The sequence below is a fragment of the Enterococcus sp. S86.2 genome, from assembly GCF_059834485.2.
This window is the reverse complement of sequence record NZ_CM206813.1, coordinates 2480028-2505538: the sequence shown is the minus strand read 5'-3', so window position 1 is coordinate 2505538 and position 25511 is coordinate 2480028. Positions and strand designations below refer to the sequence as shown.

The 25511-nt window shown below is 39.8% G+C and carries 34 protein-coding genes; 32 read left to right on the top strand and 2 right to left on the bottom strand.

The window, feature by feature from the left end; all coding sequences use genetic code 11:
• The first annotated feature begins 2 nt into the window (after positions 1 to 2).
• From rplP to truA, 25 genes are all read left to right on the top strand, one after another.
• The gene (gene rplP / locus AC6R0T_RS11920) at positions 3 to 437 is read left to right on the top strand and encodes a 50S ribosomal protein L16 (protein ID WP_010742757.1); all 435 of its coding nucleotides are present in this window, start codon (positions 3 to 5) and stop codon (positions 435 to 437) included.
• Positions 427 to 615 (top strand): 50S ribosomal protein L29, encoded by a 189-nt coding sequence (rpmC, locus tag AC6R0T_RS11915; protein WP_002288664.1) that lies wholly within the window; start codon positions 427 to 429, stop codon positions 613 to 615. Before rplP ends, rpmC begins: the two co-directional genes overlap by 11 nt.
• A 24-nt stretch (positions 616 to 639) precedes the next feature.
• Entirely contained in the window at positions 640 to 903 is a 264-nt protein-coding gene (rpsQ, locus tag AC6R0T_RS11910; RefSeq protein ID WP_016173527.1) for a 30S ribosomal protein S17, read from the top strand.
• A 51-nt stretch (positions 904 to 954) separates the two neighbouring features.
• Complete coding sequence (gene rplN, locus AC6R0T_RS11905; RefSeq protein WP_016173528.1) at positions 955 to 1323, top strand: 50S ribosomal protein L14; 369 nt, start codon at positions 955 to 957, stop codon at positions 1321 to 1323.
• A 34-nt stretch (positions 1324 to 1357) separates the two neighbouring features.
• Complete coding sequence (gene rplX, locus AC6R0T_RS11900; RefSeq protein WP_016173529.1) at positions 1358 to 1669, top strand: 50S ribosomal protein L24; 312 nt, start codon at positions 1358 to 1360, stop codon at positions 1667 to 1669.
• 23 nt (positions 1670 to 1692) lie between these two features.
• Positions 1693 to 2232: a 50S ribosomal protein L5 gene (rplE, locus tag AC6R0T_RS11895; RefSeq protein ID WP_230711069.1), complete on the top strand. Its 540-nt coding sequence runs from the start codon at positions 1693 to 1695 to the stop codon at positions 2230 to 2232.
• 18 nt (positions 2233 to 2250) lie between these two features.
• Positions 2251 to 2436 (top strand): type Z 30S ribosomal protein S14, encoded by a 186-nt coding sequence (locus tag AC6R0T_RS11890; protein ID WP_016173531.1) that lies wholly within the window; start codon positions 2251 to 2253, stop codon positions 2434 to 2436.
• A 32-nt stretch (positions 2437 to 2468) separates the two neighbouring features.
• Positions 2469 to 2867: a 30S ribosomal protein S8 gene (gene rpsH, locus AC6R0T_RS11885; RefSeq protein WP_173103864.1), complete on the top strand. Its 399-nt coding sequence runs from the start codon at positions 2469 to 2471 to the stop codon at positions 2865 to 2867.
• A gap of 29 nt (positions 2868 to 2896) precedes the next feature.
• Positions 2897 to 3433: a 50S ribosomal protein L6 gene (rplF, locus tag AC6R0T_RS11880; protein ID WP_173103863.1), complete on the top strand. Its 537-nt coding sequence runs from the start codon at positions 2897 to 2899 to the stop codon at positions 3431 to 3433.
• Positions 3434 to 3544: 111 nt separating this feature from the next.
• A complete protein-coding gene (gene rplR, locus AC6R0T_RS11875) occupies positions 3545 to 3901 on the top strand; it encodes a 50S ribosomal protein L18 (protein WP_016173534.1) in 357 nt (118 codons plus the stop codon).
• A gap of 20 nt (positions 3902 to 3921) precedes the next feature.
• Positions 3922 to 4422 (top strand): 30S ribosomal protein S5, encoded by a 501-nt coding sequence (gene rpsE / locus AC6R0T_RS11870; RefSeq protein ID WP_016173535.1) that lies wholly within the window; start codon positions 3922 to 3924, stop codon positions 4420 to 4422.
• Positions 4423 to 4436: 14 nt separating this feature from the next.
• Positions 4437 to 4616, top strand: coding sequence for a 50S ribosomal protein L30 (gene rpmD / locus AC6R0T_RS11865; RefSeq protein WP_071864224.1), 180 nt, complete (start codon positions 4437 to 4439; stop codon positions 4614 to 4616).
• Between the two features lie 38 nt (positions 4617 to 4654).
• Complete coding sequence (gene rplO / locus AC6R0T_RS11860) at positions 4655 to 5095, top strand: 50S ribosomal protein L15 (protein ID WP_016173537.1); 441 nt, start codon at positions 4655 to 4657, stop codon at positions 5093 to 5095.
• A complete protein-coding gene (secY, locus tag AC6R0T_RS11855) occupies positions 5095 to 6390 on the top strand; it encodes a preprotein translocase subunit SecY (RefSeq protein ID WP_206903382.1) in 1296 nt (431 codons plus the stop codon). Before rplO ends, secY begins: the two co-directional genes overlap by 1 nt.
• Positions 6391 to 6455: 65 nt before the next feature.
• Positions 6456 to 7100, top strand: coding sequence for an adenylate kinase (locus tag AC6R0T_RS11850; protein ID WP_206903383.1), 645 nt, complete (start codon positions 6456 to 6458; stop codon positions 7098 to 7100).
• 183 nt (positions 7101 to 7283) lie between these two features.
• A complete protein-coding gene (gene infA, locus AC6R0T_RS11845) occupies positions 7284 to 7502 on the top strand; it encodes a translation initiation factor IF-1 (RefSeq protein WP_010754744.1) in 219 nt (72 codons plus the stop codon).
• Between the two features lie 32 nt (positions 7503 to 7534).
• Positions 7535 to 7651, top strand: a complete 117-nt coding sequence (gene rpmJ, locus AC6R0T_RS11840; RefSeq protein WP_002288710.1) for a 50S ribosomal protein L36 — start codon at positions 7535 to 7537, stop codon at positions 7649 to 7651.
• Positions 7652 to 7669: 18 nt separating this feature from the next.
• Positions 7670 to 8035, top strand: a complete 366-nt coding sequence (gene rpsM, locus AC6R0T_RS11835) for a 30S ribosomal protein S13 (protein WP_173103860.1) — start codon at positions 7670 to 7672, stop codon at positions 8033 to 8035.
• Positions 8036 to 8062: 27 nt separating this feature from the next.
• Positions 8063 to 8452, top strand: coding sequence for a 30S ribosomal protein S11 (gene rpsK / locus AC6R0T_RS11830; RefSeq protein WP_016173541.1), 390 nt, complete (start codon positions 8063 to 8065; stop codon positions 8450 to 8452).
• Between the two features lie 82 nt (positions 8453 to 8534).
• Positions 8535 to 9473 (top strand): DNA-directed RNA polymerase subunit alpha, encoded by a 939-nt coding sequence (locus tag AC6R0T_RS11825; RefSeq protein ID WP_071864228.1) that lies wholly within the window; start codon positions 8535 to 8537, stop codon positions 9471 to 9473.
• A gap of 32 nt (positions 9474 to 9505) precedes the next feature.
• Positions 9506 to 9886, top strand: coding sequence for a 50S ribosomal protein L17 (gene rplQ, locus AC6R0T_RS11820; protein WP_016173543.1), 381 nt, complete (start codon positions 9506 to 9508; stop codon positions 9884 to 9886).
• Positions 9887 to 10240: 354 nt separating this feature from the next.
• The gene (locus AC6R0T_RS11815) at positions 10241 to 11080 is read left to right on the top strand and encodes an energy-coupling factor ABC transporter ATP-binding protein (RefSeq protein ID WP_206903384.1); all 840 of its coding nucleotides are present in this window, start codon (positions 10241 to 10243) and stop codon (positions 11078 to 11080) included.
• Entirely contained in the window at positions 11056 to 11913 is an 858-nt protein-coding gene (locus tag AC6R0T_RS11810) for an energy-coupling factor ABC transporter ATP-binding protein (protein WP_303754096.1), read from the top strand. The genes AC6R0T_RS11815 and AC6R0T_RS11810 overlap by 25 nt, the downstream gene beginning before the upstream one ends.
• A complete protein-coding gene (locus AC6R0T_RS11805) occupies positions 11910 to 12707 on the top strand; it encodes an energy-coupling factor transporter transmembrane component T family protein (RefSeq protein WP_206903386.1) in 798 nt (265 codons plus the stop codon). Before AC6R0T_RS11810 ends, AC6R0T_RS11805 begins: the two co-directional genes overlap by 4 nt.
• A gap of 10 nt (positions 12708 to 12717) precedes the next feature.
• On the top strand, positions 12718 to 13461 hold the full coding sequence (gene truA / locus AC6R0T_RS11800; RefSeq protein ID WP_206903387.1) for a tRNA pseudouridine(38-40) synthase TruA: 744 nt from the start codon (positions 12718 to 12720) through the stop codon (positions 13459 to 13461).
• Between the two features lie 109 nt (positions 13462 to 13570).
• Here truA and AC6R0T_RS11795 read toward each other — a convergent pair whose 3' ends face one another.
• Positions 13571 to 16189: a YfhO family protein gene (locus AC6R0T_RS11795; RefSeq protein ID WP_303754094.1), complete on the bottom strand. Its 2619-nt coding sequence runs from the start codon at positions 16187 to 16189 to the stop codon at positions 13571 to 13573.
• Between the two features lie 499 nt (positions 16190 to 16688).
• Positions 16689 to 16877: a 50S ribosomal protein L28 gene (gene rpmB / locus AC6R0T_RS11790; RefSeq protein ID WP_016173549.1), complete on the bottom strand. Its 189-nt coding sequence runs from the start codon at positions 16875 to 16877 to the stop codon at positions 16689 to 16691.
• A gap of 319 nt (positions 16878 to 17196) precedes the next feature.
• Here rpmB and AC6R0T_RS11785 point away from each other — a divergent pair, with 319 nt between their 5' ends.
• From AC6R0T_RS11785 to AC6R0T_RS11755, 7 genes are all read left to right on the top strand, one after another.
• Positions 17197 to 17559: an Asp23/Gls24 family envelope stress response protein gene (locus AC6R0T_RS11785; RefSeq protein WP_206903389.1), complete on the top strand. Its 363-nt coding sequence runs from the start codon at positions 17197 to 17199 to the stop codon at positions 17557 to 17559.
• A 45-nt stretch (positions 17560 to 17604) separates the two neighbouring features.
• Complete coding sequence (gene fakA, locus AC6R0T_RS11780) at positions 17605 to 19293, top strand: fatty acid kinase ATP-binding subunit FakA (protein WP_303754093.1); 1689 nt, start codon at positions 17605 to 17607, stop codon at positions 19291 to 19293.
• Between the two features lie 228 nt (positions 19294 to 19521).
• Positions 19522 to 21558, top strand: coding sequence for an ATP-dependent DNA helicase RecG (recG, locus tag AC6R0T_RS11775; protein WP_303754092.1), 2037 nt, complete (start codon positions 19522 to 19524; stop codon positions 21556 to 21558).
• A gap of 85 nt (positions 21559 to 21643) precedes the next feature.
• Complete coding sequence (gene plsX / locus AC6R0T_RS11770) at positions 21644 to 22654, top strand: phosphate acyltransferase PlsX (protein ID WP_206903649.1); 1011 nt, start codon at positions 21644 to 21646, stop codon at positions 22652 to 22654.
• A 112-nt stretch (positions 22655 to 22766) separates the two neighbouring features.
• Positions 22767 to 23009: an acyl carrier protein gene (gene acpP / locus AC6R0T_RS11765; protein WP_071864237.1), complete on the top strand. Its 243-nt coding sequence runs from the start codon at positions 22767 to 22769 to the stop codon at positions 23007 to 23009.
• A 551-nt stretch (positions 23010 to 23560) separates the two neighbouring features.
• Positions 23561 to 24565: an ABC transporter ATP-binding protein gene (locus AC6R0T_RS11760; protein ID WP_206903392.1), complete on the top strand. Its 1005-nt coding sequence runs from the start codon at positions 23561 to 23563 to the stop codon at positions 24563 to 24565.
• Entirely contained in the window at positions 24566 to 25510 is a 945-nt protein-coding gene (locus tag AC6R0T_RS11755; RefSeq protein WP_206903393.1) for an ABC transporter ATP-binding protein, read from the top strand. It begins immediately after the preceding gene.
• The last annotated feature ends 1 nt before the right edge of the window (position 25511 follow it).

The following is a 25511-nucleotide window of genomic DNA, read 5'->3' as shown; positions in this document are numbered from 1 at the left end:
ACATGTTAGTACCTAAACGTGTAAAACATCGTCGTGAATTCCGTGGTAAAATGCGCGGAGAAGCAAAAGGCGGTAAAGAGATTGCTTTTGGTGAATTCGGCTTACAAGCTGTTGAATCACATTGGATCACCAACCGTCAAATCGAAGCTTCACGTATCGCTATGACTCGTTACATGAAGCGTGGTGGGAAAGTGTGGATTAAAATTTTCCCTCATAAATCATACACATCTAAAGCGATTGGCGTACGTATGGGTAAAGGTAAAGGGGCTCCTGAAGGTTGGGTTTCACCAGTTAAACGCGGTAAAATCATGTTTGAAATCGCCGGCGTTCCTGAAGAAGTTGCTCGTGAAGCATTACGTCTTGCTTCTCACAAATTACCAATGAAAACGAAGATCGTAAAACGTGAGGAAATGGGTGGTGAATCGAATGAAGGTTAAAGAAATCAGAGAATTAACCACTGCCGAAATGCTTGATCAGGAAAAACAATTGAAAGAAGAATTGTTCAACTTGCGTTTCCAATTAGCAACCGGTCAATTAGAAAACACTGCACGTATCAAAGAAGTACGTAAATCGATTGCACGCATCAAAACTGTGTTGCGTGAACAAGCGAAGTAATTGTGGAAGGAGGCCATTAGCGGTATGACTGAAAGAAATCAACGTAAAGTTTACCAAGGTCGCGTGGTATCTGACAAAATGGATAAAACCATTACTGTCGTTGTAGAAACAAAGAAAAACCACCCTATCTACGGTAAACGCATGAACTACTCTAAGAAATACAAAGCGCACGATGAAAACAACGAAGCAAAAGTTGGCGATATCGTGAAAATTATGGAAACTCGTCCATTATCTGCTACTAAACGTTTCCGTCTAGTAGAAATCGTTGAAAAAGCTGTAATTATCTAATTACACTTTGAAACTTGGTAGATAAATAAAGCGATAAAGGAGGATACAACCGTGATCCAATCAGAAAGCCGATTAAAAGTTGCTGATAACTCAGGTGCGCGTGAAATTTTGACGATCAAAGTCCTAGGTGGCTCAGGTCGCAAAACTGCTAACATCGGAGACGTGATCGTTGCTTCAGTTAAACAAGCAACGCCAGGTGGGGTTGTCAAAAAAGGCGACGTTGTCAAAGCGGTCATCGTCCGCACTAAATCAGGTGCGCGCCGTACTGACGGTTCTTATATTAAATTTGATGAAAATGCTGCGGTAATTATCCGTGACGATAAAAGCCCTCGTGGAACTCGGATCTTTGGCCCTGTTGCCCGTGAATTGCGTGAAAACAACTTCATGAAGATCGTTTCCCTAGCACCAGAAGTATTATAAGAAAACCTATTTTAAAAGGAGGTGCGAAACAGTAATGTTTATTAAAAAAGGCGACAAAGTCAAAGTTATCACTGGTAAAGACAAAAACAAAGAAGGCGTTGTTTTAGAAGCTTTCCCGAAAAAAGATAAAGTTGTAGTCGAAGGTGTTAACATCGTGAAAAAACACCAAAAACCTTCTCAAGCTGCTCCGCAAGGCGGAATCGTTGAAATGGAAGCTCCGATTCATGTATCAAATGTCATGATCATCGACCCATCAAACGGTGAAGCTACTCGGGTTGGCTACAAAGAAGTTGACGGTAAAAAAGTCCGCGTTTCCAAGAAAACCGGTGAAGTTTTAGATAAATAATTTAAGGAAGGAGGGGCAACTAAATGAACCGCCTGAAAGAAAAATACTCAAAAGAAGTAGTTCCAGCTTTAATGGATAAATTCAATTATAATTCAGTGATGCAAGCACCAAAAGTTGAGAAGATTGTTATCAACATGGGTGTGGGTGATGCTGTTTCAAATGCGAAAAATTTAGATAAAGCAGTAGAAGAATTAACTTTAATCGCTGGTCAAAAACCATTGATTACAAAAGCTAAAAAATCTATTGCCGGCTTCCGTTTACGTGAAGGTATGCCAATCGGCGCCAAAGTTACTTTGCGCGGCGAACGCATGTATGAATTCTTAGACAAATTGGTAAGTGTTTCACTACCACGTGTCCGTGACTTCCATGGTGTAAGTAAAAAATCATTCGATGGTCGCGGTAACTACACTTTAGGTATCAAAGAACAATTAATCTTCCCTGAAGTTGATTACGATTTGGTCGACAAAGTACGCGGGATGGACATCGTTATTGTGACAACAGCCAACACTGATGAAGAATCACGTGAATTGCTGACACAATTAGGCATGCCATTCCAAAAATAATTAAAGGAGGCGAACTACGTGGCTAAAAAATCAATGATTGCTAAACAACAACGTCCTGCTAAACATTCAACACAAGCTTACACTCGTTGCGAACGTTGCGGACGTCCACATTCAGTTTATCGTAAATTTAAACTTTGCCGTATTTGCTTCCGCGAACTTGCCTATAAAGGTCAAATTCCCGGCGTGAAGAAAGCTAGCTGGTAAACAAATACTCGCATAAAGGAGGTAAAGAACCCATGGTCATGACAGATCCAATCGCAGATTTTCTAACTCGCATTCGTAATGCTAACATGGTTAAGCACGAATCTTTAGAAGTGCCTGCATCAAAAATCAAGCGTGACATCGCTGAAATCTTGAAAAACGAAGGTTTCATCCGTGATGTTGAATATATCGAAGATGACAAACAAGGCGTGATCCGTGTCTTCCTGAAATACGGCAAAAACGGTGAACGTGTTATCACTAACTTGAAACGTATCTCTAAACCAGGCTTGCGTGCTTACGTTAAAGCTGACGAAGTACCAAAAGTATTAAATGGTTTAGGTATCGCCATTATCTCGACTTCTGACGGTGTAATCACTGATAAAGAAGCGCGTCAAAAAAATGTCGGCGGCGAAGTTGTCGCATACGTATGGTAATATAATCTTTTACAAGGAGGTGTCTTTAAGTGAGTCGTATCGGTAATAAAATCGTTGAATTGCCTGCTGGCGTTGAAGTTAAGCAAGATGGCAACAACATTACAGTCAAAGGTCCTAAAGGTGAACTTACACGTACTTTTTCTGCTGACATTACTATGAATGTCGAAGGAAACGTTGTAACTTTCACTCGTCCAAATGACACAAAAGAAATGAAAACAATCCACGGAACAACTCGTGCCAACTTCAACAACATGGTCGTAGGTGTTTCTGAAGGTTTCCAAAAAGCTCTTGAACTTATCGGGGTTGGTTACCGTGCCCAATTACAAGGCAAAAAATTAGTCTTAAACGTGGGTTACTCTCACCCAGTTGAGATCGAAGCGCCAGCTGGCGTTGAAATCGAAGTTCCAGCGAACACACAAGTGATCGTTAAAGGAATCAACAAAGAAGTAGTTGGCGAATTAGCTGCGAACATTCGTGGCGTACGTCCTCCAGAACCTTACAAAGGCAAAGGGATCCGCTATGTTGGCGAATTCGTACGTCGTAAAGAAGGTAAAACTGGTAAATAATAAAGGATATAGCCGAAGCCCGTATGAAAATTACGGCTTCACATCTTCCTTTTTTGAAGATGACTATATACTTTTCGCGGCTTAGGCCAGCAAATAGAAGAGGTGACAATTGTGATTACAAAACCAGACAAAAACAAGACACGTCAAAAGCGTCATCGCCGTGTCCGTAACAAAATCTCTGGTACTGCTGAGTGCCCACGTTTGAACGTATTCCGTTCTAACAAAAACATCTACGCGCAAGTTATTGATGACGTAGCGGGTGTAACGCTAGCAAGTGCCTCTGCCTTGGATAAAGAAATTTCAGGTGGAAATAAAACAGAACAAGCGCAAGCCGTAGGTAAATTAGTTGCTGAACGTGCTGCTGCTAAAGGTATTAAAGAAGTAGTCTTTGACCGTGGTGGTTACCTTTACCATGGCCGTGTGCAAGCTTTAGCTGAAGCTGCGCGCGAAAATGGACTAGAATTTTAGGAAAAGGAGGAACACCATTCATGACTTACATCGATCCAAATCATTTGGAATTAGAAGACCGCGTTGTTGCGATCAACCGTGTAACAAAAGTTGTTAAAGGCGGACGCCGTTTGCGTTTTGCAGCTTTAGTTGTAGTTGGCGATAAAAACGGACACGTAGGTTTTGGTACAGGTAAAGCACAAGAAGTACCAGAAGCTATCCGTAAAGCGATCGAAAGTGCTAAGAAAAACTTGATTGAAGTACCTATGGTGGGAACAACTATCCCTCATGAAGTTATCGGCGTCTTTGGCGGTGGCCGCATTTTAATGAAGCCAGCTGTTGAAGGTTCTGGGGTTGCTGCAGGTGGACCTGTCCGTGCCGTCTTAGAATTAGCAGGCGTTTCAGATATTACTTCTAAATCATTAGGTTCAAACACACCAATCAACGTTGTTCGCGCAACTGTTGAAGGTTTATCTCAATTAAAACGTGCTGAAGAAGTTGCTGCATTACGTGGCAAATCAGTTGAAGAAATTATCGGATAAGGAGGACAACAATAATGGCTGAATTAAAAATTACTTTAAAACGCAGTGTTATCGGACGTCCTCAAAACCAACGTGATACTGTTAAAGCGTTGGGTCTAGGTAAAGTGAATACAACTGTAGTGAAACCTGCTAATGATGCAATCAAAGGTATGGTTAACACTATTTCTCACTTAGTGGACGTTGAAGAAATTTAATCAAACTTAGTTTAACTTGTTAAGGAGGTGCCAACCCTATGAAACTTCATGAATTACAACCTGCAGAAGGATCACGCCAAGTACGCAATCGCGTCGGTCGCGGTACTTCATCTGGTAACGGTAAAACATCTGGTCGCGGACAAAAAGGTCAAAAAGCGCGTTCAGGTGGCGGTGTGCGTTTAGGCTTTGAAGGTGGTCAAACACCATTATTCCGTCGTTTGCCAAAACGTGGTTTTACTAACGTTAACCGTAAAGAATATGCAGTAATCAATTTAGATGTCTTAAATCGCTTTGAAGACGGTACTGAAGTAACACCTGTTACTCTAGTAGAAGCTGGAATCGTGAAAAACGAAAAAGCTGGAATCAAAGTTTTAGGCAACGGTGAATTGACTAAGAAATTAACTGTGAAAGCAGCTAAATTCTCAAAAACAGCCGAAGAAGCTATCACAGCTAACGGTGGGTCAATTGAGGTGATCTAATGTTTAAACTGTTGAAAGACTCTTTTAAAGTTAAAGATATTAGATCAAAGATCTTCTTTACCGTTTTTGCTTTATTCGTCTTTCGTCTAGGAGCACATATCACCGTTCCTGGTGTTGATGCTAGTCGCCTGCAAAGTATCGCAGAACTACCATTTTTAAACATGTTAAACATGGTAAGTGGTAGCGCGATGCAAAATTTCTCAGTCTTTTCAATGGGTGTGTCACCTTATATTACTGCTTCAATTGTGATTCAATTGTTGCAGATGGATATCGTGCCAAAATTTGTTGAATGGTCCAAACAAGGGGAAGTAGGTCGACGTAAATTAAATCAAGCTACGCGCATTTTGACATTGGTGTTAGCCTTTGTTCAATCAGTCGGGATTACAGCTGGATTTAATTCTTGGACACAGCTTGGCTTTGTGGATAACCCAGATGTGATGACTTTTGTTGTAATTGGTTTAATCTTAACTGCCGGTACAATGTTTGTAACGTGGTTGGGAGAACAAATTACTGAAAAAGGTGTCGGCAATGGGGTTTCTATGATCATCTTTGCTGGTATTATCTCTCGTTTACCTGATGCGATTAAACAATTAGTTGAAGATTACTTCATTAATATCGAATCAAGTGAAATTTGGAAATCGGCATTATTTATGCTTGCTCTGGTAATTGCTGTTTTAGTAATTATCACGTTGGTCACTTATGTCCAACAAGCAGAACGTAAAATTCCGATCCAATATACAAAACGAGTTGCTGGCGCACCAACAAGCAGTTACTTACCGCTTAAAGTTAACGCTGCCGGCGTTATTCCAGTTATTTTCGCCAGTTCTTTCATTGCTACCCCGAATGCCATTTTACAAGCTTTAAGCGGCTCGTATCGTGGCGAAGGTTGGTATGAAGTAATGATGCAAATCTTTAATTATAATACGGTGCCAGGGGCAACGATTTATACATTATTGATTGTAGCATTTACGTTCTTTTACGCTTTCGTGCAAGTTAACCCTGAGAAATTAGCGGAAAACTTACAAAAGCAAGGAAGTTATATTCCATCGGTCCGACCTGGTAAAGGTACTGAAGATTATGTCTCCCGCTTATTGATGCGTTTAAGCGCAGTTGGGGCTTTGTTCTTAGGTCTAGTTGCTTTGTTACCAATCATTGCACAAATGGTCTGGAACTTACCACAATCAATTGGTTTGGGTGGTACAAGTCTATTGATCGTAATCGGTGTTGCACTGGAAACTGCTAAACAGTTAGAAGGTCTAATGCTGAAACGGAAATATACTGGTTTTATCAATTAGAGTGAAGGTGAAGTGTTGAGGGTCTTCCTCAACACCCCCACCATAAACTTACAGGAGGAGTTAGTATGAACCTTGTATTAATGGGATTACCTGGTGCAGGTAAAGGAACGCAAGCTGAAAGAATCGTTGCGGCGTATCAAATTCCTCACATTTCAACAGGTGACATGTTTCGGGCGGCTATGGCCAATGAAACAGCTCTCGGCCTGGAAGCAAAAGCTTATATGGATAAAGGTGAATTAGTGCCTGACGAAGTTACCAATGGTATCGTAAAAGAGCGCCTAGCAGAACCTGATACTGACAAGGGCTTCTTGTTAGATGGTTTTCCTCGGACAATTGATCAAGCAAAAGCATTAGATCAAATGCTTTCAGAACTTGGAAAAAAATTAGATGCCGTCGTTGAAATCCATGTTCCGTCAGAAATCTTAGTTGAACGCTTAGCGGGTCGCTATATGTGTCGCAATTGCGGCGCGACGTATCACAAAATCTTCAACCCAACTAAAGTTGAAGGCACTTGCGATCGTTGTGGAGGCCATGAGTTTTATCAACGAGAAGATGACAAACCTGAAACAGTCAAGAATCGTCTAGCTGTCAACATTAAAAGCAGTGAACCGATCTTAAGTTACTACAAAGATCAAGGTTTATTGCAGTCGATTGATGGAGATCGTGATATCGATGCAGTCTTTGCCGACGTGCAAAAGATCATCGGGTAACACGCGCAAACAGCTACCGACTTGCAAAGAAACTTTCTCTTGCTAAGTGTGATATATTATGATAGAATATGTCAGTCCGCCTTTAGCGTTAAATAAAGGCAAGTTTTGAGAATCTCAGGTGGGAACGCCAAGTTTCCGCCATTTTATCGTGTAAAGCGAAACAAGTACAAGGAGGTACTGTGCGTGGCAAAAGAAGATGTTATCGAAATCGAAGGTACAGTCGTCGAAACTTTGCCGAATGCAATGTTTAAAGTGGAATTGGAAAACGGACACCAAGTGCTCGCTACGGTATCAGGTAAGATCCGTATGCACTACATCCGCATCCTGCCCGGTGATAAAGTGACGGTAGAATTATCGCCATACGATTTATCACGTGGTCGGATCACATACCGTTTTAAATAATTGTACTCCGTAAACTTCAAGGAGGTATTATCATGAAAGTAAGACCATCAGTAAAACCAATGTGTGAACATTGTAAAGTAATTCGTCGTAAAGGACGCGTTATGGTGATTTGCCCAGCAAATCCAAAACATAAACAACGTCAAGGATAATCGGAGGTGTAACAAAATATGGCACGTATTGCAGGAGTAGATATTCCTCGTGATAAACGCGTAGTAGTTTCTTTAACTTACATCTATGGTATCGGAAACACTACTGCGAAAGAAGTGTTAGCTGAAGCTGGCGTATCTGAAGATGTTCGTGTTCGTGACTTAACGAATGAACAAACAGATGCTATCCGTGCAGCAGTTGACAAATTAAAAGTTGAAGGTGACCTTCGTCGTGAAGTCAACTTGAACATCAAACGTTTGATGGAAATCGGTTCTTACCGTGGTATCCGTCACCGTCGTGGTTTGCCAGTTCGTGGTCAAAACACTAAAAACAACGCCCGCACTCGTAAAGGTCCTTCTAAAACAGTTGCAGGTAAGAAAAAATAATAATCTAGTGAAGGAGGTTAAAACTTCATGGTAGCAAAAAAAGTGAATCGTAAACGCCGTGTCAAAAAGAATATTGAAACCGGTATTGCGCATATCCATTCAACATTCAACAATACAATCGTAATGATCACAGATACTCATGGTAATGCTTTAGCATGGTCATCTGCTGGTGCTTTAGGTTTTAAAGGTAGTAAAAAATCAACACCTTTTGCCGCTCAAATGGCAGCTGAAACTGCTTCAAAAGCAGCAATGGAACATGGATTAAGAACAGTTGATGTAACTGTTAAAGGCCCTGGTTCTGGACGTGAAGCAGCAATTCGTTCATTACAAGCAGCAGGTCTAGAAGTGACTGCAATCCGTGACGTGACTCCAGTTCCTCATAATGGATGCCGCCCTCCAAAACGCCGTCGTGTTTAATGAGTGCTGCTCAATTTGAGTTTCTACATTTTTACGTCATTGAACAAGACACTTTTCGTTTTGAAAGGGGTAAAAGATAAGAATGATTGAATTCGAAAAACCAAGAGTTGCAAAAATTGATGAAGAAAAAGATTATGGCAAGTTCATCGTTGAGCCTCTAGAAAGAGGTTATGGGACTACTTTAGGCAATTCCCTACGTCGTATTTTATTATCTTCATTGCCTGGGGCAGCGATCACAAGTATTCAAATTGATGGCGTCTTACACGAATTCTCCACCGTCAAAGGTGTGCGCGAAGATGTCGCACAAATCATTTTGAATATCAAAGGTCTTGCTCTTAAGATGTACACGCAAGAAGAAAAAACCCTTGAAATCGACATTACCGGTCCAGCGACTGTTACTGCTGGTGACATTATCGTTGACAGTGATGTAGAAATTTTAAACAAAGATATGTATATTTGTAGCGTTTCTGAAGGGGCTACTTTTCATGCCCGCTTGACTGTTCGACCTGGTCGTGGTTATGTGCAAGCTGATGAAAACAAACGGGAAGATATGCCAATCGGTGTTATCCCAGTTGATTCAATTTACACACCAGTGAATCGTGTTAACTACCAAGTAGAAAACACACGGGTTGGCCGTCGTGACGATTTTGATAAATTGACGATGGAAATTTGGACTGACGGTTCTATCATGCCGATGGAAGCGATGAGTTTAGCTGCGAAAATCATGACTGAACATTTGGATATTTTTGTGAATCTAACTGATGAAGCTAAAAATGCTGAAATCATGATTGAAAAAGAAGAAACACAAAAAGAAAAAATGTTAGAAATGACAATCGAAGAATTAGACTTGTCTGTTCGTTCATATAACTGTCTGAAACGTGCTGGCATCAATACAGTACAAGAATTAACCAACAAATCTGAACCAGAAATGATCAAAGTGCGTAATTTAGGCCGTAAATCACTTGAAGAAGTGAAAGCTAAATTACACGATCTTGGTTTAGGATTACGTAAAGACGACTAATAGTCGCAGAATCAAAAAGGAGGGAATTCCACGTGAGTTACCGCAAATTAGGACGCACATCTAGCCAACGTAAAGCGATGTTGCGTGATTTAACAACTGATTTATTGATCAACGAACGTATCGTAACGACTGAAGCTCGTGCTAAAGAAGTTCGTTCAACTGCTGAAAAAATGATCACTTTAGGTAAACGCGGCGATTTGCATGCCCGTCGTCAAGCTGCTGCTTTCGTACGTAACGAAGTAGCAAGTGTACGGGAAGAAAACGAAGAAATCGTTATTGAATCAGCTTTACAAAAGCTATTTAACGATATCGCTCCTCGTTACGCAGAACGCCAAGGTGGCTACACTCGCATCTTGAAGACAGAACCAAGACGCGGCGATGCAGCACCAATGGTTATCCTAGAACTTGTTTAATATCACACTTTTCATCACTTTATCGATGTCCTTTAGAGTGTTATGATGTTGGAAGTAAATTCCGAGTCTAGCTCAGCGCCGCCCCTTAGTTTTACTAAGGGGCAGGCACTCATCATAAAGTGCTTTTTTTTTACCCAAAATTTACTGTCAAGACAGTTTTAAAACAGAATGCCTCCTAAATTATTTTTTAACAGTTAAAAAAATGAAAGATTGTTTAGGAGACATTCAGTGATAACAATTTGTATTTGCCCTTATTTTCTGCTAAATTTAGTAGGAAAAGCTTTCAAATCAGCTTTTTTACCAGTAAATGTTCATTTTGTGAACAAGACTAAGGATTAAAGGACAGGAGTCGGCATGGAAGATATTATTGAACTTGTAGATATTAAATTCAGCTACGATCCAGAAGCTGAAAGAAATGCACTAGATGGTGTTAGCTTTAGTATCAAAAAAGGCGAGTGGGTTGCAATCGTGGGCCATAACGGTTCTGGTAAATCTACTTTGGCTAAAACAATTAACGGCTTGCTGTTGCCACAACAAGGAAGCGTTACAGTCGGTAAGAATTTATTAAATGAAGAGAACGTTTGGGACATTCGCCGTATGGTAGGAATGGTTTTTCAAAACCCTGATAATCAATTTGTTGGCTCAACGGTTGAAGACGATGTCGCCTTTGGGCTGGAAAATCAAGGAATTCCTCGTGAAGAGATGTTATTACGGGTGACAGATGCGCTAGAGCAGGTCCGTATGAGCGACTTCAAACAAAGAGAACCCGCACGTTTATCCGGAGGCCAAAAGCAACGGGTAGCCATTGCTGGTGTGGTAGCACTGCGTCCAGATATTATCATTTTAGATGAAGCGACCAGCATGCTAGATCCAGAAGGTAGAGAAGAAGTTATTGCGACCATCAAAAAAATTAAAGATCAAAATAATTTGACGGTTTTATCCATTACCCATGATATTGACGAAGCGGCCAACGCAAACCGAATTTTAGTAATGCAAGCAGGAAAATTGGTAAAAGAAGGAAGCCCGGCTGAAATTTTTTCTGCTGGCGAAAAATTAATTGAACTAGGTTTAGATTTACCTTTCCCTGAAAAATTAAAAGCGGCCTTAAAAGAGCGGGGCGTTGCTGTACCTGCTGAATACTTGACTGAAGAAGGGATGGTGGAGTGGTTATGGACATCCGTTTTGAACAAGTAGGCTTTACCTATCAACCGGGGACACCATTTGAACAACGCGCTTTGTATGATATTGATTTAGAAATTGCCACAGGATCGTATACTGCCATTGTTGGTCATACCGGAAGCGGTAAATCAACTTTATTGCAGCATTTAAATGCCTTATTAAAGCCCACTAGCGGCGCAGTTACAATTGGAGACCGTAAAATTATCGCTACGACAGATAATAAAAATTTAAAACTAATTCGCAAAAAAGTAGGTATAGTTTTTCAATTTCCCGAAGCACAACTCTTTGAAGAAACAGTCGCCAAAGATATTGCTTTTGGGCCGAAAAATTTTGGTGTCTCAGAAGAAGCCGCGAAAGCTTTGGCTGAAGAATACCTCGATTTAGTTGGCTTAGACGCCTCTTACATGGAGCGCTCACCATTTGACCTATCCGGTGGTCAAATGCGGCGGGTGGCGATTGCAGGGGTCTTAGCGATGGAACCAGAAGTCTTAGTCTTAGATGAACCAACTGCAGGGCTTGATCCCAAAGGGCGTAAAGATATGATGGAGATGTTTTTGCGACTACACCAAGAAAAAAATATTGCAATTGTTCTAGTTACCCACTTGATGGATGATGTCGCAAATTTTGCTGATTACGTATATGTATTGGAAAAAGGTGCCTTAGTAAAATCAGGTCGGCCTGTAGATGTTTTTCAAGATGTTAAATGGGTACAAGAAAAACAAATTGGCGTGCCGATGGCGACAGATTTTGCTTTGCGTTTACAAGAAAAAGGGATGCATTTTGATCGTTTGCCAATTACTGCTGAAGAGTTAGCAGATATGCTATTGGCAGGAGGTGGCAAAAAATGATGAATAAACTGATTTTTGGTCGCTATATCCCAGGAGATTCTTTGATTCATCGTTTAGATCCGCGGGCGAAACTAATTGCTAGTTTTTACTTTATCGCAGTTATTTTCTTTGCTAATAATTGGCAGAGCTATGCCTTTTTGGCACTGTTTACCTTAGGCTGTGTTGCGCTTTCCAAAGTTAAGCTTTCCTTTTTTATTCGCGGTGTGAAACCTTTAATTTGGTTGATTTTATTTACTGTCTTGTTGCAAGTCCTATTTACCACGGGTGGAAATGTCTTGTGGCATTGGTGGGTCTTTACGGTGACAGATTACGGATTGCTAAATGGTGCTTTCATTTTCTGCCGTTTTATTTTGATCATTTTTATGTCAACCTTATTGACGTTAACGACAGCGCCGTTGGAGTTATCAGATGCTATTGAATATATTTTGCGCCCTTTAAATGTTGTGCATTTTCCTGTTCATGAAGTTAGTTTAATGCTTTCAATTGCGTTGCGTTTTGTACCAACGTTAATGGACGAGACGGAGAAAATTATGAATGCACAGCGGGCTCGTGGTGTTGATTTTGGCGAAGGCAACTTAGTTCAAAAGATGAAAGCTATTATCCCGCTTTTAATTCCATTGTTTGTTTCTAGTTTTAACCGTGCGGAAGATCTAGCAACTGCCATGGAAGCACGAGGCTACTCTGGGGGCGAAGGTCGGACAAAATATCGGAAATTGGATTGGCATTTGCGCGATACCATGGTGGTAGTCGTCTTTGCAGCAGTTACAGTCTTGTTGATTTTGATTCGGAATTGAGGAAATAAATTTGCGCTATAAAGCTATCATTGCTTATGACGGTACAAACTTTCACGGCTTTCAACGGCAAGTGTCAGGGCGGACTGTCCAAGCAGAATTAGAAAAAACGTTAACGAAAATAAATAACGGCAATTTTGTCGAAGTTCAAGGCTCCGGTCGCACAGATGCTGGAGTACACGCCTTAGGACAAGTCATTCATTTTGACTTTCCCAAAGAGCGGCCTTTAGAAAAAATGCGCTTTGCACTAGATACGCAGTCACCAGCGGATATCGCTTGTAAAAGTGTTGAAATTGTTCCAGACGATTTTCATGTTCGTTATTTAGTTAAGGAGAAAACATATCAATTTAAAGTGGATATCGGTAAACCCCGCAGTCCATTTCGTCGCTTTTATGCCAGCTACTATCCTTATCCACTTGATTTGGCAAAAATTGAAGCAGCGCTGCCGGCATTTTTGGGCACCCATGATTTTACTTCTTTTTGTGCTTCTGGTAGTTCAGTGGAAGATAAAGTTCGCACCATTCGGGTTGCAAAAATGGCCGTCAATGATAGTGGCGATGAATTGACGTTCACTTTTACTGGGGATGGCTTCTTATACAAAATGATTCGGATCATGGTGGGAACGTTATTAAAGATTGGCAATGGCCACATAAAAGCAGATGCTATTCCCGCCATCATTAAAGCTAAAGATCGTAATTTAGCAGGACCAACAGCTCATCCAGAAGGTTTGTATTTGGTTGAAGTGAAATACGACTAAAAAAGCGTTGTTGCGCTGTCTGAATACAGACAGTGTAACAACGCTTTTTATAATGGCCACGTAGCTAAAATTCCACAAAATTTGAAGAACAATTTAGTGAAATTAAATCTTAATGCTCGTGGACTAAGCGAGTTTGTTCCGCTTTTCTTTGATAAAAGCGGTCAAAGAAGTAAAAGAGGATAAGGCAAGTGATAAACAGAACAACACCAAGGATAAAACCTGGTGGTAAGTAGCTTAATGTAATGGTGTGACTTCCTTGTTTTACTTTGACGCTGACAAAAGCATCTTGAAAGGCAGTAACTGGGACTTTCTTGCCATCGATTTTGACTTGCCAGCCTTTATCAAAGGGAATCGTCGTCACGAGTAATTGGTCAGAGGTAGCTGTAAAGTTACCGGTGGCACTGCGATTTCCGGTTTTTAGTGGCACGCCATTAGCTTGCAATTGTTTCATCGCCGTTGTATAAGCAGTCGTATCTAATGTGACGACTTGTGGGTTTTGTAACCCGATGGATTTAGTCCCATAAAAACTAGCAGTAAAGGTGATCGTGGTCTCTTTGTCGTAATAGCCAAGATCATAATATTGACCGCTAATATTAATTTGCGTTTTGCGCTTTTGCCCGTTGATTAAAATCGTGACAGTCGAGCTTTCTAATTCAGCGAAGTCTTCTGGATAAAGACTTAGGTAAGCTTGCTGATGGGCGGGTATGGTCACGCTCCAAGTAATATCTTTTGCTAAATTGGCTTTTTGCTCTGTTAGGCGTAAAAAGTTTCCATTATCTGTTACAGTCGCGTTATCGGTTTTGACTAAAGATAAGGGGAGAAAGTCAAAATAACGGAGATTTTCGCCGCTTAATTTATTCACTAAGTTTGTTTGACTTGTCAAATTATCGTTGGGCGGTTGGACGATTTTTGCGGCAGTGTTATCCGTTAAAAAGGCTAAAGGTAAGGCATAATCGTTTTCATATAATTGATAGTCAGCATTTTTGGCCTTTTCTTTAAAACCAAACTTATTTAACGGTGTTTTCGTTAAGTTGTATTTGATCCCCGTCAAGCCATCCATTAATAAGGTATTATTCGTATAGCGGATATTTAGGTTGGTACCACGCGAACGAAAACCCAATTGATCCAAGTAGCTGGAGGAATGACGATTCCGAATGGAAGAAAACATGCTGATCCCACTGTAACCATAATTAAAGCTGTCGTTACTAGAAACAGGATCAAGATTTTCTAAGCGATAAAATGTCTTGTTTGCGGCTTGGGTTTGATCTACAAGATTTTTAATCGCCGGATAAGGTTCAGTATAAAGACTGCGGGAAGCGTAATTCCAATCGTTTAAAATGCCGTGTACCATGCCGTTGGTATTAATCGCCGCTTCGCTGCAAACAACTGCCAACAGTAAAATGCGCGCGGTCTTTTTCGTGAAACTATTTTTAGCAGTAAAAGTAAAAACTAAAATGTATAAAAGTAAAAAGCAAATCGTTAAGACAAAAGAACCAAATTTTACATAAGTGTATTCATGATCGCCTCTAAGCCCCATGGCTAAACAGAATACAAGCATCAAACCAATCATGATTGCTACTAGTTTGGGCCAGTGTTGGACCTTGAATTGTTCCCAGCCATAACCGGCTAACATAATCACTAAAAAAGAAAATAAGTAGGCGTAACGGAATAAAAACATATTCGGTGCATGCATTCCTTGCCAGAATAAGTTCAATGGGACTAGATAAAAACTGGCAATTAAAACGGCAAATAAAGCAGCAAAAAGAATTTTTTCCCTGCGGGCAACCGCTTTGGTAACAAAATAAAACAAACAAAAGGCTAAAGGCAATAAACCAATGTAAATAAAAGGAATACTCCCGTATTTGGTAGTATCGTAGACCCCAATCATATTTTTCATGATAATATCTAAAAAACTAGTGGCTTCAGTTTTTAATTGGGTAATCTGGGTAAGTTCCTCACCGTTGGTCCGCAAATCTAAAACAGCCGGTAGAATAATAATCATGGCAGCTCCGCCAGCTAATAAAGAAGTTATGCCATAAGGTAGAATTGCATTTTTGTTCTTTTTGAAATTGCCAATAAGGCGTACAAGAAAATAAAGAACAGAAAAAATACCGATCATAAAACCCATGTAAAAGCTGGAAATAAATAAGAGCAGATAACTAAAAAATAAAAGACGCGGTTTCTTCAATAATATGAGTCGATCGATACCCCAAATAATTAAAGGCAGGTATACTAAGGCGTCAATCCACATGATAATTTCAGAATGGGCAACGATAAAAGACATTAAGGCATATGTTGTCGCTAAGGCGACATGAGCCCATTTATCAAGCTTAAAAGTATGTTTGGCATAAAACCAAAAGGCCAAACCGGCACTGCCGACTTTTAATAAAGTTAGAAAGTAGAGGGCGTCTGGCATCAACTGATTTGGAAAAAATAGCACTAAGGGTGTAAAAATTCCACCTAAATAATAGGAGATTAACGAAAGATAATTTAGCCCCAAAGAAGTATGCCACGAATACAAAAAGCTCTGTTTGCCGAGCATTGCGTTGCGGAAGCTCGCATGAAAGTTAGAAAACTGAGAAAAAGCATCACTGGCTAAAATACTCCGGCTGCTACCGGGATAAATCCCGATGGTTAAATAAATAAAGGCCAAAATAAAAAAAGGCAGGCCAAAACTCGCCAACATTAAAAGGCGATTTTCTTTTAGAAAAGACTTCACTTGCTGCATTAGGTCACCAAATTTCTCTAGATTAAAATTAAAACTCGTCTATATTTTATCACAACTCTGTGTCGCTGAAAGCTTTGGTAAAAAAAGAAAAAACTCTTTTAAAATTTGAAGAAGGAATGGGGGTACAAAAAGTGAAATAGTCAAATAAATCAGCAAGAAAAAAGCGAATATGCGAATTGGTATATTCTCATTTTGGGGGGTGAAGCGTCTTGACACTTTACAAAAAATGCAGTATTTTTAGGGTATTAAAAAAACATATTTCGTCTCAATATTACACGGTTAATATTGGCACATATCTATAAAAAAGACTGGCTTTGTGTCAGTCTTTTTTTGCGTTTTTGTAGGTTGTGATGTTTTTGTTAGTGGGTTTCAAATTTATTTTTATAATAACGTTCTTTTTCTATTGGTCACTTTTTGTAAAAAAATTAGGATTTTACGCAAAAAGATACAAAAAAACCGTCTGAGTTTCCTCAGACGGTGTATTGTAGTCTAGTGTCAATTAAACGCGCTCAACTTTTCCTGATTTCAAAGCACGAGCTGATACCCAAACTTTTTTAGGTTTACCATCGATTAAAACGCGAACTTTTTGTAAGTTAGGTTTAACTGTACGTTTTGTAGCGTTCATCGCATGGGAGCGGTTATTTGCACTTGATGTTTTACGACCTGTAAAATAGCAAACTTTTGCCATGTGACTAGTTCCTCCTTTGCCTTGCTATGGAGCGCATATTAGGGCTCATACTAACTGAATTTACCACAAACGATACAATTATGCAAGCTAAATTTGCCGGCAAATATTGACTTTTATCTTTAAACCATGTAAATTAAACAACGTTGCAGGCTTTATCAAAGTTTTTACTGCCGTTAGCTCTTTCTTTTATTTAAAGGGTAGCTATGATAAAATACTATAGAAGAAAATGGGGGAATTTGTGCCCCTCTTTTGTTATATTCAATTGAAGAAATTCAAGGGAACAAATTTTGTAAAGCTTAAATTAAGGGGGCTTATTTTTATGGCTGTAAAAATTAATACTGCATCTGGCACAATCGAAATTACAAACGAAGTGATTGCCACAGTGGTCGGTGGCGCTGCTACTGACGTATTTGGCATTGTCGGCATGGCCAGCAAGAGTCAAATCAAAGATAATATCAATGAAATTTTACGTAAAGAAAATTATTCCCGTGGCGTTATCGTGCGACAAGAAGAAAACGGCGTTGCGGTGGATGTTTACACCATCGTCAGCTACGGAACGAAAATCTCGGAAGTTTCTCGTAATGTACAAGAAAAAGTGAAGTACAATTTGGAAAGTATGTTAGGTGTAACGGCTAATTCCGTTAATGTTTTCGTTCAAGGTGTACGTGTACTGCCAGATTAGGCAGGAGATCAGCTTTTGAGGGATCGATTCTAAGGAGGATTATCAGTGAAAGTAACGGAAATAAGCGCAAGTCAATTCCAGGAAATGGTCCAGGCTGGTGCTAGTCGTCTGCAAGTCAATGCAGAATATGTCAACTCGTTGAATGTTTTCCCGGTGCCAGATGGCGATACCGGAACCAACATGAATATGTCCATGACCAGTGGCGCTAAAGCTGTTTTAGATTCTGCATCAGAAAATGTTGGGGAATTAGCCAATGTTTTAGCTAAAGGATTGTTAATGGGAGCCCGAGGAAATTCCGGTGTTATCTTATCGCAATTGTTCCGCGGTTTTTCAAAACAAATTCCAGATGTGGCCACATTAAATGCCACAGACTTAGCCAAAGCATTTACCCATGGTGTGGAAACGGCGTATAAAGCAGTAATGAAGCCAGTTGAAGGAACCATTTTAACTGTGGCTCGCGTTGCGGCAGAATACGGCGAGAAAAAAGCAGCTGAAACAGATGACTGTGTAGAAGTTTTAAAAGCAGTTGTAAAAGGCGGAAAACGCGCCTTAGCCAAAACACCAGATTTATTGCCAGTCTTAAAAGAAGTTGGCGTAGTGGATAGTGGTGGTCAAGGTTTACTTTATGTTTATGAAGGTTTTTTATCTGCATTAACTGGAGAATATCAAGCGGATGAAACATTTGAACCAACCCCTGCTGCCATGGATGAAATGGTCAATGCCGAACATCACCGTAGCGTGCAAGGGCAATTAGCTACAGCAGATATTAAATTTGGTTATTGTACTGAAATTATGGTAAATATCGGTGAAGGACCAACTGTTGACAGTGAGTTTGACTATGAAACTTTCCGTAATTACCTAGATGGTTTAGGCGATTCATTATTAGTTGTCAATGACGATGAAATCATCAAAGTCCATGTGCATACAGAACATCCTGGTGAAGTCATGAATTATGGTCAAAAATTTGGGGCATTAGTTAAAGTTAAAGTAGACAATATGCGCTTGCAACACGAAACCATTTTAGAACATGACCATCAAGTTGAAGAATTTGCCACTGAACCAGCTAATTTACCACGGGTTCCTTATGCTGTAATCGCAATTGCAGCGGGTGAAGGAGTAGCAGAATTATTCCGGAGCTTAGGAGCAAACTATGTGATTTCAGGCGGTCAAACGATGAACCCAAGCACACAAGATATTTTAGATGCGATAAAAAAAGTTAATGCCGATAAAGTAATTGTGTTGCCAAACAATAAAAACATCTTCATGGCTGCTGATCAAGCAGCAGAAGTTGCAGAAATTCCAGTAGCAGTAATTGCTTCTAAAACTATTCCACAAGGTATGACTGCGATGTTGAGCTTTAACGAACAAGCAGACCTTGAGACTAACAAACAAGCGATGACAGATTCCTTAAAAGATGTTATCTCAGGCTCAGTGACGCATGCAATTCGCGATACCAACATCGATGGGATTGAAATTCATGAAGGCGACTTTTTAGGAATGGTCGACGGTGCAATTGTTATTTCAAATCCAGATCAAATGCAGACAGCTTTGACGACTTTGGAAAAAATGATCACACCAGAGACTGAAATTATTACCATTATTTTTGGTGATGAAGCCAAAGAAAAGGATGCCGAAAAACTGTCCGAAGCATTACTTGCAAAACATGGTGATTTAGAAGTCGAAATTCTCGAAGGCAATCAACCGGTATATCCATACCTGTTTGCAGCAGAATAGAAAATAAATTTGACAAATTGCAGGTGAAACCAGCTACTTCCAAAAGATGAGCCTGGTTTCACTTTTTGTTTTCTATAGGAAAAGAATAAAATTTCCAGACAGATAATGCAGCAGATCTTACGAGTGAAAGCCAACACATTTTTTTAAGTCTTTATTTTGGTTTATTGCTAAAAAGTTGCCCAAGTTATTTTGACTTTTTTTATTTTTTACGAAAATTGAGGTGAACAGATGACTGCAGGACTAAAAACAGAAGTTGCTTATTTAAAAGGTGTGGGACCAAAAAGAGCGCAGGATTTAGCTAGCCTTGGGATTGTGACGGTAGAAGATTTACTAAGCTACTACCCTTTTCGCTATGACGATATTAAAGAACGTGACTTAACCGAGCTTTCTGATCAAGAAAAAGTTACCTTAAAAGGTGTCGTAGTGGCGCCGGCTGTGGTGAATCGCTTTGGGTACAAAAAATCAATGTTGAAATTTCGCATGATGCAAGATCATGTGGTTTTTAATGTCTCTTTTTTTAATCAGCCCTATTTAAAAGACAAAGTTGTTTTAGGTGAAGAATTGGCAGTTTATGGCAAGTGGGATGCCAAGCGAAAAGCAATGACGGGTATGAAAATTTTGGGCTCTGGCGCAGATGATGATTTCGCCCCAATTTATCACGTCAATAAAAGTTTGAAACAAAAAACGTTAATCGATTTAATTCGCCAAGCTTTTGAACTTTATCAAAATCAAATTGACGAGAATCTGCCTGTATCCTTAAAAGAAAAATATCGCTTAATCGATCGTGACAAAGCGATGTATGCCATGCATTTTCCACGGGATAAAGAAGAAAGTCATCAAGCCAAGCGGCGCGTTGTTTTTGAAGAATTTTTCTTGTTCCAAATGAAGTTGCAAGCCCTAAAGCAAGCAGAAAAAGCTGCAATCAATGGTTTGGCGATTCAATATGATGTCAAGCGGTTGAAAACTTTTATTGATAGTCTACCCTTTGAATTGACAGGTGCGCAAAAAAAAGTAACCAATGAGATTTGTGCCGACTTAAAGAGTCCCCAACATATGCAACGTTTATTGCAAGGAGATGTCGGTAGCGGGAAAACGGTCGTGGCGGCGATTGCTTTATATGCTACAATGACAGCTGGCTTTCAAGGGGCGCTGATGGTACCAACAGAAATCTTGGCTCAGCAGCACATGGAAAGTCTAAACCAATTGTTTGATCCGTTGGAAGTTTCTACGGCTCTTTTGACAGGATCCACCAAGGCCAAAGAACGCCGGCTTATTTTATCACAATTGGAAAATGGTGAAATTGACGTCATTGTTGGGACCCATGCGCTAATCCAAGAAGATGTGACGTTTTCAAATTTAGGCTTAGTGATTACCGATGAACAACACCGTTTCGGGGTAAACCAACGTCGTGTATTACGGGAAAAAGGCTTGCGCCCAGATGTCTTATTTATGACAGCTACGCCAATTCCGCGAACCTTAGCGATTACGGCTTACGGGGAAATGGATGTTTCTGTTATCGATGAACTGCCAGCTGGTCGGATTCCAATTGAAACACGCTGGGTGCGACCGAGTCAGTTAGATGCTATTTTGGATTGGTCTTATCGCGAGTTAAAAAAAGGACATCAAATGTATGTTATTTGCCCATTAATTGAGGAGTCAGAAACATTGGATGTTAAAAACGCGACGGAGATTTATGAACATCTACAAGCTTTTTACGGGGATGATTATGCAGTGGGGATGCTTCACGGCAAAATGAAAAACCAAGAAAAAGAAGCGATTATGACTGATTTCAAGGACAATAAAATGCAAGTGCTAGTATCCACGACTGTCATTGAAGTTGGCGTTAATGTGCCCAATGCAACTGTGATGCTGATTATTGATGCCGAACGTTTTGGTTTAGCACAACTCCATCAATTGCGGGGCCGAGTGGGGCGAGGCGCAGAGGCTTCTTATTGTATTTTAGTTGCAGATCCTAAAAATGAAACGGGAGCTGCACGGATGAAAATTATGACAGAAACAAATAATGGCTTCATTTTAAGTGAAGAAGACTTGAAACTACGCGGCCCAGGAGAAGTATTTGGTTTCCGGCAATCAGGGATTCCGCAATTTATAGCCGGTGATTTAGTCGCAGATGCCAATATTTTGGAAGTAGCCCAAAGTGAAGCAAAAAATGTTTGGCGAATGAAAAACTGGCAAGTATTACCGGAATATCACGGATTGGCTGCAGCAATAAAAAATCAGACCAGTGCGCAATTCTTTGATTGATTATGCTATACTTTGTAGCATATGAAAAGCTTATAACCAGCTTATAGGCTGTAGTTAATGGTTTACAGGAGGTAATAACGAAATGATGAAAATCGCAGTCGATGCGATGGGCGGCGATAATGCACCCAAAGCAATTGTCGAAGGTGTCATGTTGGCAAAAAAAGATTTTCCTGATATTGAATTTCAATTATATGGTAAAGAAGCAGAAATTAAAAAATTCGTAACCGATGAAACAAACGTTAAAATTATTCACACGGATGAAAAAATTAATAGTGATGACGAACCGGTTAAAGCAATTCGTCGTAAAAAACAAGCTTCGATGGTCTTAGCAGCACAAGCAGTGAAAAATGGCACAGCAGATGCTATTTTTTCTGCGGGGAATACAGGAGCATTATTGGCAGCCGGTTTGTTTATCGTTGGGCGGATTAAAGGAATCGAACGTCCCGGTCTAATGTCTACGTTACCAGTAATTGGTAAAGAGGGCGGTTTTGATATGTTAGACCTTGGAGCAAATGCCGACAATAAACCAGAACATTTATTGCAATATGGCATTTTAGGCTCTTTTTATGCCCAACATGTCAGAGGGGTTACAAATCCTCGCGTTGGTTTGTTAAATAATGGGACCGAAGAAACCAAAGGTAGTGAATTAACGAAAAAAGCTTTTGAACTCTTAAAATCAGAAAAAAGCATTAACTTCATTGGTAATGTGGAAGCAAGAGAACTTTTAAACGGTGCAGCAGATGTTGTCGTGACCGATGGCTTTACCGGCAATGCCGTTTTAAAAACAATTGAAGGAACAGCGTTAAACATGATGGCGCTTTTAAAAGAATCTATCTTAGCAGAAGGCTTCAAAGGGAAAATGGGCGCATTGCTGTTAAAAGATGGTTTGCGTAATTTGAAAAATGAAATGGATTACGCCAAATATGGTGGTGCTGTTTTATTTGGCTTAAAAGCACCAGTAATTAAAACCCATGGTGCTACAGGACCAGAGGCGGTCAGCTATACAATTCGTCAAATTCATACCATGTTACAAGCGGATATGGTCCCACAATTAGTCGCACAATTTGAGGCGCGGGAAGATGAAAAGGCGAATTAAAAAGCTTTTAAAACGACAATTACTTAAAAAAGGCTAGACAAAGTATTTAGAAACCCTTAAAATGTTTGGTAGCTATCTTTTGATATTGTCATAAACGTGGAGGTGAATACATTTGACGCGTGAAGAAGTATTTAAAAAAGTAGCAGCCGTGATTGCAAACCACTTTAACGTGGATGCCGATCAAGTTACTGATACTATGAGCATCAAAGACGACCTGAATGCAGATTCCATTAGCGTGATGGAATTTGTCTTGGAATTAGAAGATGAATTTGGTACCGAAATTTCTGATGAAGATGCCGAACAAATCGAAACAGTAGGTAGTGCAGTAGATTATATTGCCAGCCACTTGTCATAAGAAACCAGTTAAAACTGAATCTTTTGTCACTAAAAGAGTAAAGAAAGTTTACCTAAAATTTTCTTTACTCTTTTTTTCTTTTAAAAAAAAACAAAATCATTTTGGCATTTTTGCGCATTATTTGTTGTTTAAATGCTTTTTTATGGTAGGATAAAAATACATAAAAATAAATATTTTTGTATGGAATTTCACTGGTGAGTTTACGTGAAAGTGCTTTTTTAGCGAGGAAATTAATCTTTAAAGTTATTTGTTGAGGGAATCTTTGTGAAATTGCATGAATTGTAGCTGAAATTTACGCTTTAATTTTTATAAAAGATTAGCTTAATAGCAACTTTTTCTTCAAATTTACGAGAAATCAAAATTAATTTTGGGAGTTTTCTGAAAATTCTGCTTTCACAGCTCTTTAACTTGCATTATGATACACCTTTCTATATAATTATTAAGAAATATTAGCGGGAGTAATTGGAGACTGGGAGAAGACAGCATCTCTCCCATGCTTTTTTACATTTTCCGGCAAAAAATCTCCGCATTAGCGAAAGAGGGGTATTGGATTGTCACAAGATAATCAATTATTAGAAGTTCAAGATCTGCACACGGGCTTTCGTATTAAAGATGAATACTACGATGCTGTTGACGGTGTGTCATTTACTTTAGAACGTAACGAAATTTTAGCGATTGTTGGTGAGTCAGGTTGTGGAAAGAGTACACTTGCAACGACCATTATGGGATTGCATGATCCAAAAAACACCCGTATCACTGGTGAGATGCTTTATAAAGATTTGGACTTAGCCAATTTAAATGAAACTTTATATAACAAAATTCGCGGAAATGATATTGGGATGATCTTCCAAGATCCATTGTCAGCCTTAAATCCTTTGATGCGAATTGAAGACCAGATTAAAGAAGGTTTGGTTTATCACACCAATATGACCGCAGAGCAACGGCAAGCACGGGCGATGGAATTACTGGATCAAGTTGGAATTCCAAATCCCAAACGAGTAGGGCGCCAGTATCCCCATGAATTATCTGGTGGGATGCGTCAGCGGGTTATTATCGCGATTGCGATTGCAGCAAAGCCACCGATTTTGATTGCCGATGAACCAACTACTGCATTGGACGTAACCATCCAAGCGCAAATTTTAGATTTGTTAAAAGATTTACAAGAAGAAACGGAATCTGGCATTATTTTGATTACCCATGACCTGGGTGTCGTAGCTGAAATGGCTGACCGAGTAGCGGTAATGTATGCTGGTCAATTTGTTGAAGTGGCACCAGTAGAAGAGTTGTTTAACAACCCACAACATCCGTATACCCGTTCACTTTTAAACTCAATTCCGCAAGAAGACAATCACGATAATGAACTTCATGTAATTGAAGGGATTGTACCGACCTTGGTGAAAATGCCACGGACAGGTTGCCGTTTTGCACCACGGATTCCTTGGATTCCAGAAAGTGATCACGAGGAAAATCCAACCTTACACGAAGTTGGAAAAGATCACTTGGTGCGTTGTACTTGCTACAAGCACTTCCATTTTAAAGACGAAGGAGAAGTGTAAATGTCAGAATTAATTACGATTAAAGATCTGAAAATCCACTATCCAATTCGCAGCGGTTTCTTTAACCGCGTGACAGACCATGTCTATGCCGTTGATGGTGTTGATTTTGTCATCGAAAAAGGTAAAACATACGGTCTTGTAGGGGAATCAGGTTCAGGCAAATCTACAACCGGTAAAGCGATTTTAGGATTAGAAAAAGTTACCGGCGGAGAAATTATTTATAACGGACAGGATGTCACAAAACGCAATGTCCGGAAAAAAATGAATTACAACAAAGACGTTCAAATGATCTTCCAAGATTCTATGTCCTCTTTGAACCCGAAAAAACGCGTATTAGATATTATTGCAGAACCGTTACGCAACTTTGAACGTTTAAGCGATCAAGAAGAAAAAAATCGCGTAAAAGAATTATTGGATATCGTCGGGATGCCAGAAGATGCCTTATACAAATATCCCCATGAGTTCTCTGGTGGTCAAAGACAGCGTTTAGGTGTTGCCCGTGCAGTTGCAACAAATCCAAAACTAATTGTAGCCGATGAACCTGTATCTGCTTTGGACTTATCCGTTCAAGCACAAGTGTTGAATTTCATGAAACGCATCCAGCAGCAATATGATTTGAGTTATTTATTTATTTCCCATGACTTGGGTGTAGTCAAACACATGTGTGACAATATCGCTATTATGTATAAAGGCCGATTTGTTGAAATTGGCAGTCGGGAAGATATCTACAATGATCCACGTCACATTTATACAAAACGCTTATTATCTGCCATTCCTCGAATTGATGTACCAAATCGTGAGGCGCATAAAGAAAATCGCCGTCACGTGGAAGAAGAATACATCAAACATCAAAAAGATTATTACGACAATACGGGGCGCGTTTATGATTTACGCAAGATTACAGATACCCATTCTGTCGCATTATTAAACGAGGGGGCTAAATAAA

Coding starts and splice junctions, on each gene's coding strand:
- rpsH (WP_173103864.1), top strand. CDS start 2,469: ATGGTCATGACAGATCCAATCGCAGATTTTCTAACTCGCATTCGTAAT.
- rpmB (WP_016173549.1), bottom strand. CDS start 16,877: ATGGCAAAAGTTTGCTATTTTACAGGTCGTAAAACATCAAGTGCAAAT.
- plsX (WP_206903649.1), top strand. CDS start 21,644: ATGAAAATCGCAGTCGATGCGATGGGCGGCGATAATGCACCCAAAGCA.
- rplX (WP_016173529.1), top strand. CDS start 1,358: ATGTTTATTAAAAAAGGCGACAAAGTCAAAGTTATCACTGGTAAAGAC.
- AC6R0T_RS11825 (WP_071864228.1), top strand. CDS start 8,535: ATGATTGAATTCGAAAAACCAAGAGTTGCAAAAATTGATGAAGAAAAA.
- rpsE (WP_016173535.1), top strand. CDS start 3,922: ATGACTTACATCGATCCAAATCATTTGGAATTAGAAGACCGCGTTGTT.
- AC6R0T_RS11755 (WP_206903393.1), top strand. CDS start 24,566: ATGTCAGAATTAATTACGATTAAAGATCTGAAAATCCACTATCCAATT.
- AC6R0T_RS11795 (WP_303754094.1), bottom strand. CDS start 16,189: ATGCAGCAAGTGAAGTCTTTTCTAAAAGAAAATCGCCTTTTAATGTTG.
- rpmC (WP_002288664.1), top strand. CDS start 427: ATGAAGGTTAAAGAAATCAGAGAATTAACCACTGCCGAAATGCTTGAT.
- AC6R0T_RS11805 (WP_206903386.1), top strand. CDS start 11,910: ATGATGAATAAACTGATTTTTGGTCGCTATATCCCAGGAGATTCTTTG.
- AC6R0T_RS11850 (WP_206903383.1), top strand. CDS start 6,456: ATGAACCTTGTATTAATGGGATTACCTGGTGCAGGTAAAGGAACGCAA.
- rplE (WP_230711069.1), top strand. CDS start 1,693: ATGAACCGCCTGAAAGAAAAATACTCAAAAGAAGTAGTTCCAGCTTTA.
- rpsQ (WP_016173527.1), top strand. CDS start 640: ATGACTGAAAGAAATCAACGTAAAGTTTACCAAGGTCGCGTGGTATCT.
- AC6R0T_RS11785 (WP_206903389.1), top strand. CDS start 17,197: ATGGCTGTAAAAATTAATACTGCATCTGGCACAATCGAAATTACAAAC.
- secY (WP_206903382.1), top strand. CDS start 5,095: ATGTTTAAACTGTTGAAAGACTCTTTTAAAGTTAAAGATATTAGATCA.
- rpsM (WP_173103860.1), top strand. CDS start 7,670: ATGGCACGTATTGCAGGAGTAGATATTCCTCGTGATAAACGCGTAGTA.
- rpmD (WP_071864224.1), top strand. CDS start 4,437: ATGGCTGAATTAAAAATTACTTTAAAACGCAGTGTTATCGGACGTCCT.
- recG (WP_303754092.1), top strand. CDS start 19,522: ATGACTGCAGGACTAAAAACAGAAGTTGCTTATTTAAAAGGTGTGGGA.
- rpsK (WP_016173541.1), top strand. CDS start 8,063: ATGGTAGCAAAAAAAGTGAATCGTAAACGCCGTGTCAAAAAGAATATT.
- rplP (WP_010742757.1), top strand. CDS start 3: ATGTTAGTACCTAAACGTGTAAAACATCGTCGTGAATTCCGTGGTAAA.
- AC6R0T_RS11815 (WP_206903384.1), top strand. CDS start 10,241: ATGGAAGATATTATTGAACTTGTAGATATTAAATTCAGCTACGATCCA.
- rplO (WP_016173537.1), top strand. CDS start 4,655: ATGAAACTTCATGAATTACAACCTGCAGAAGGATCACGCCAAGTACGC.
- rpmJ (WP_002288710.1), top strand. CDS start 7,535: ATGAAAGTAAGACCATCAGTAAAACCAATGTGTGAACATTGTAAAGTA.
- AC6R0T_RS11810 (WP_303754096.1), top strand. CDS start 11,056: ATGGACATCCGTTTTGAACAAGTAGGCTTTACCTATCAACCGGGGACA.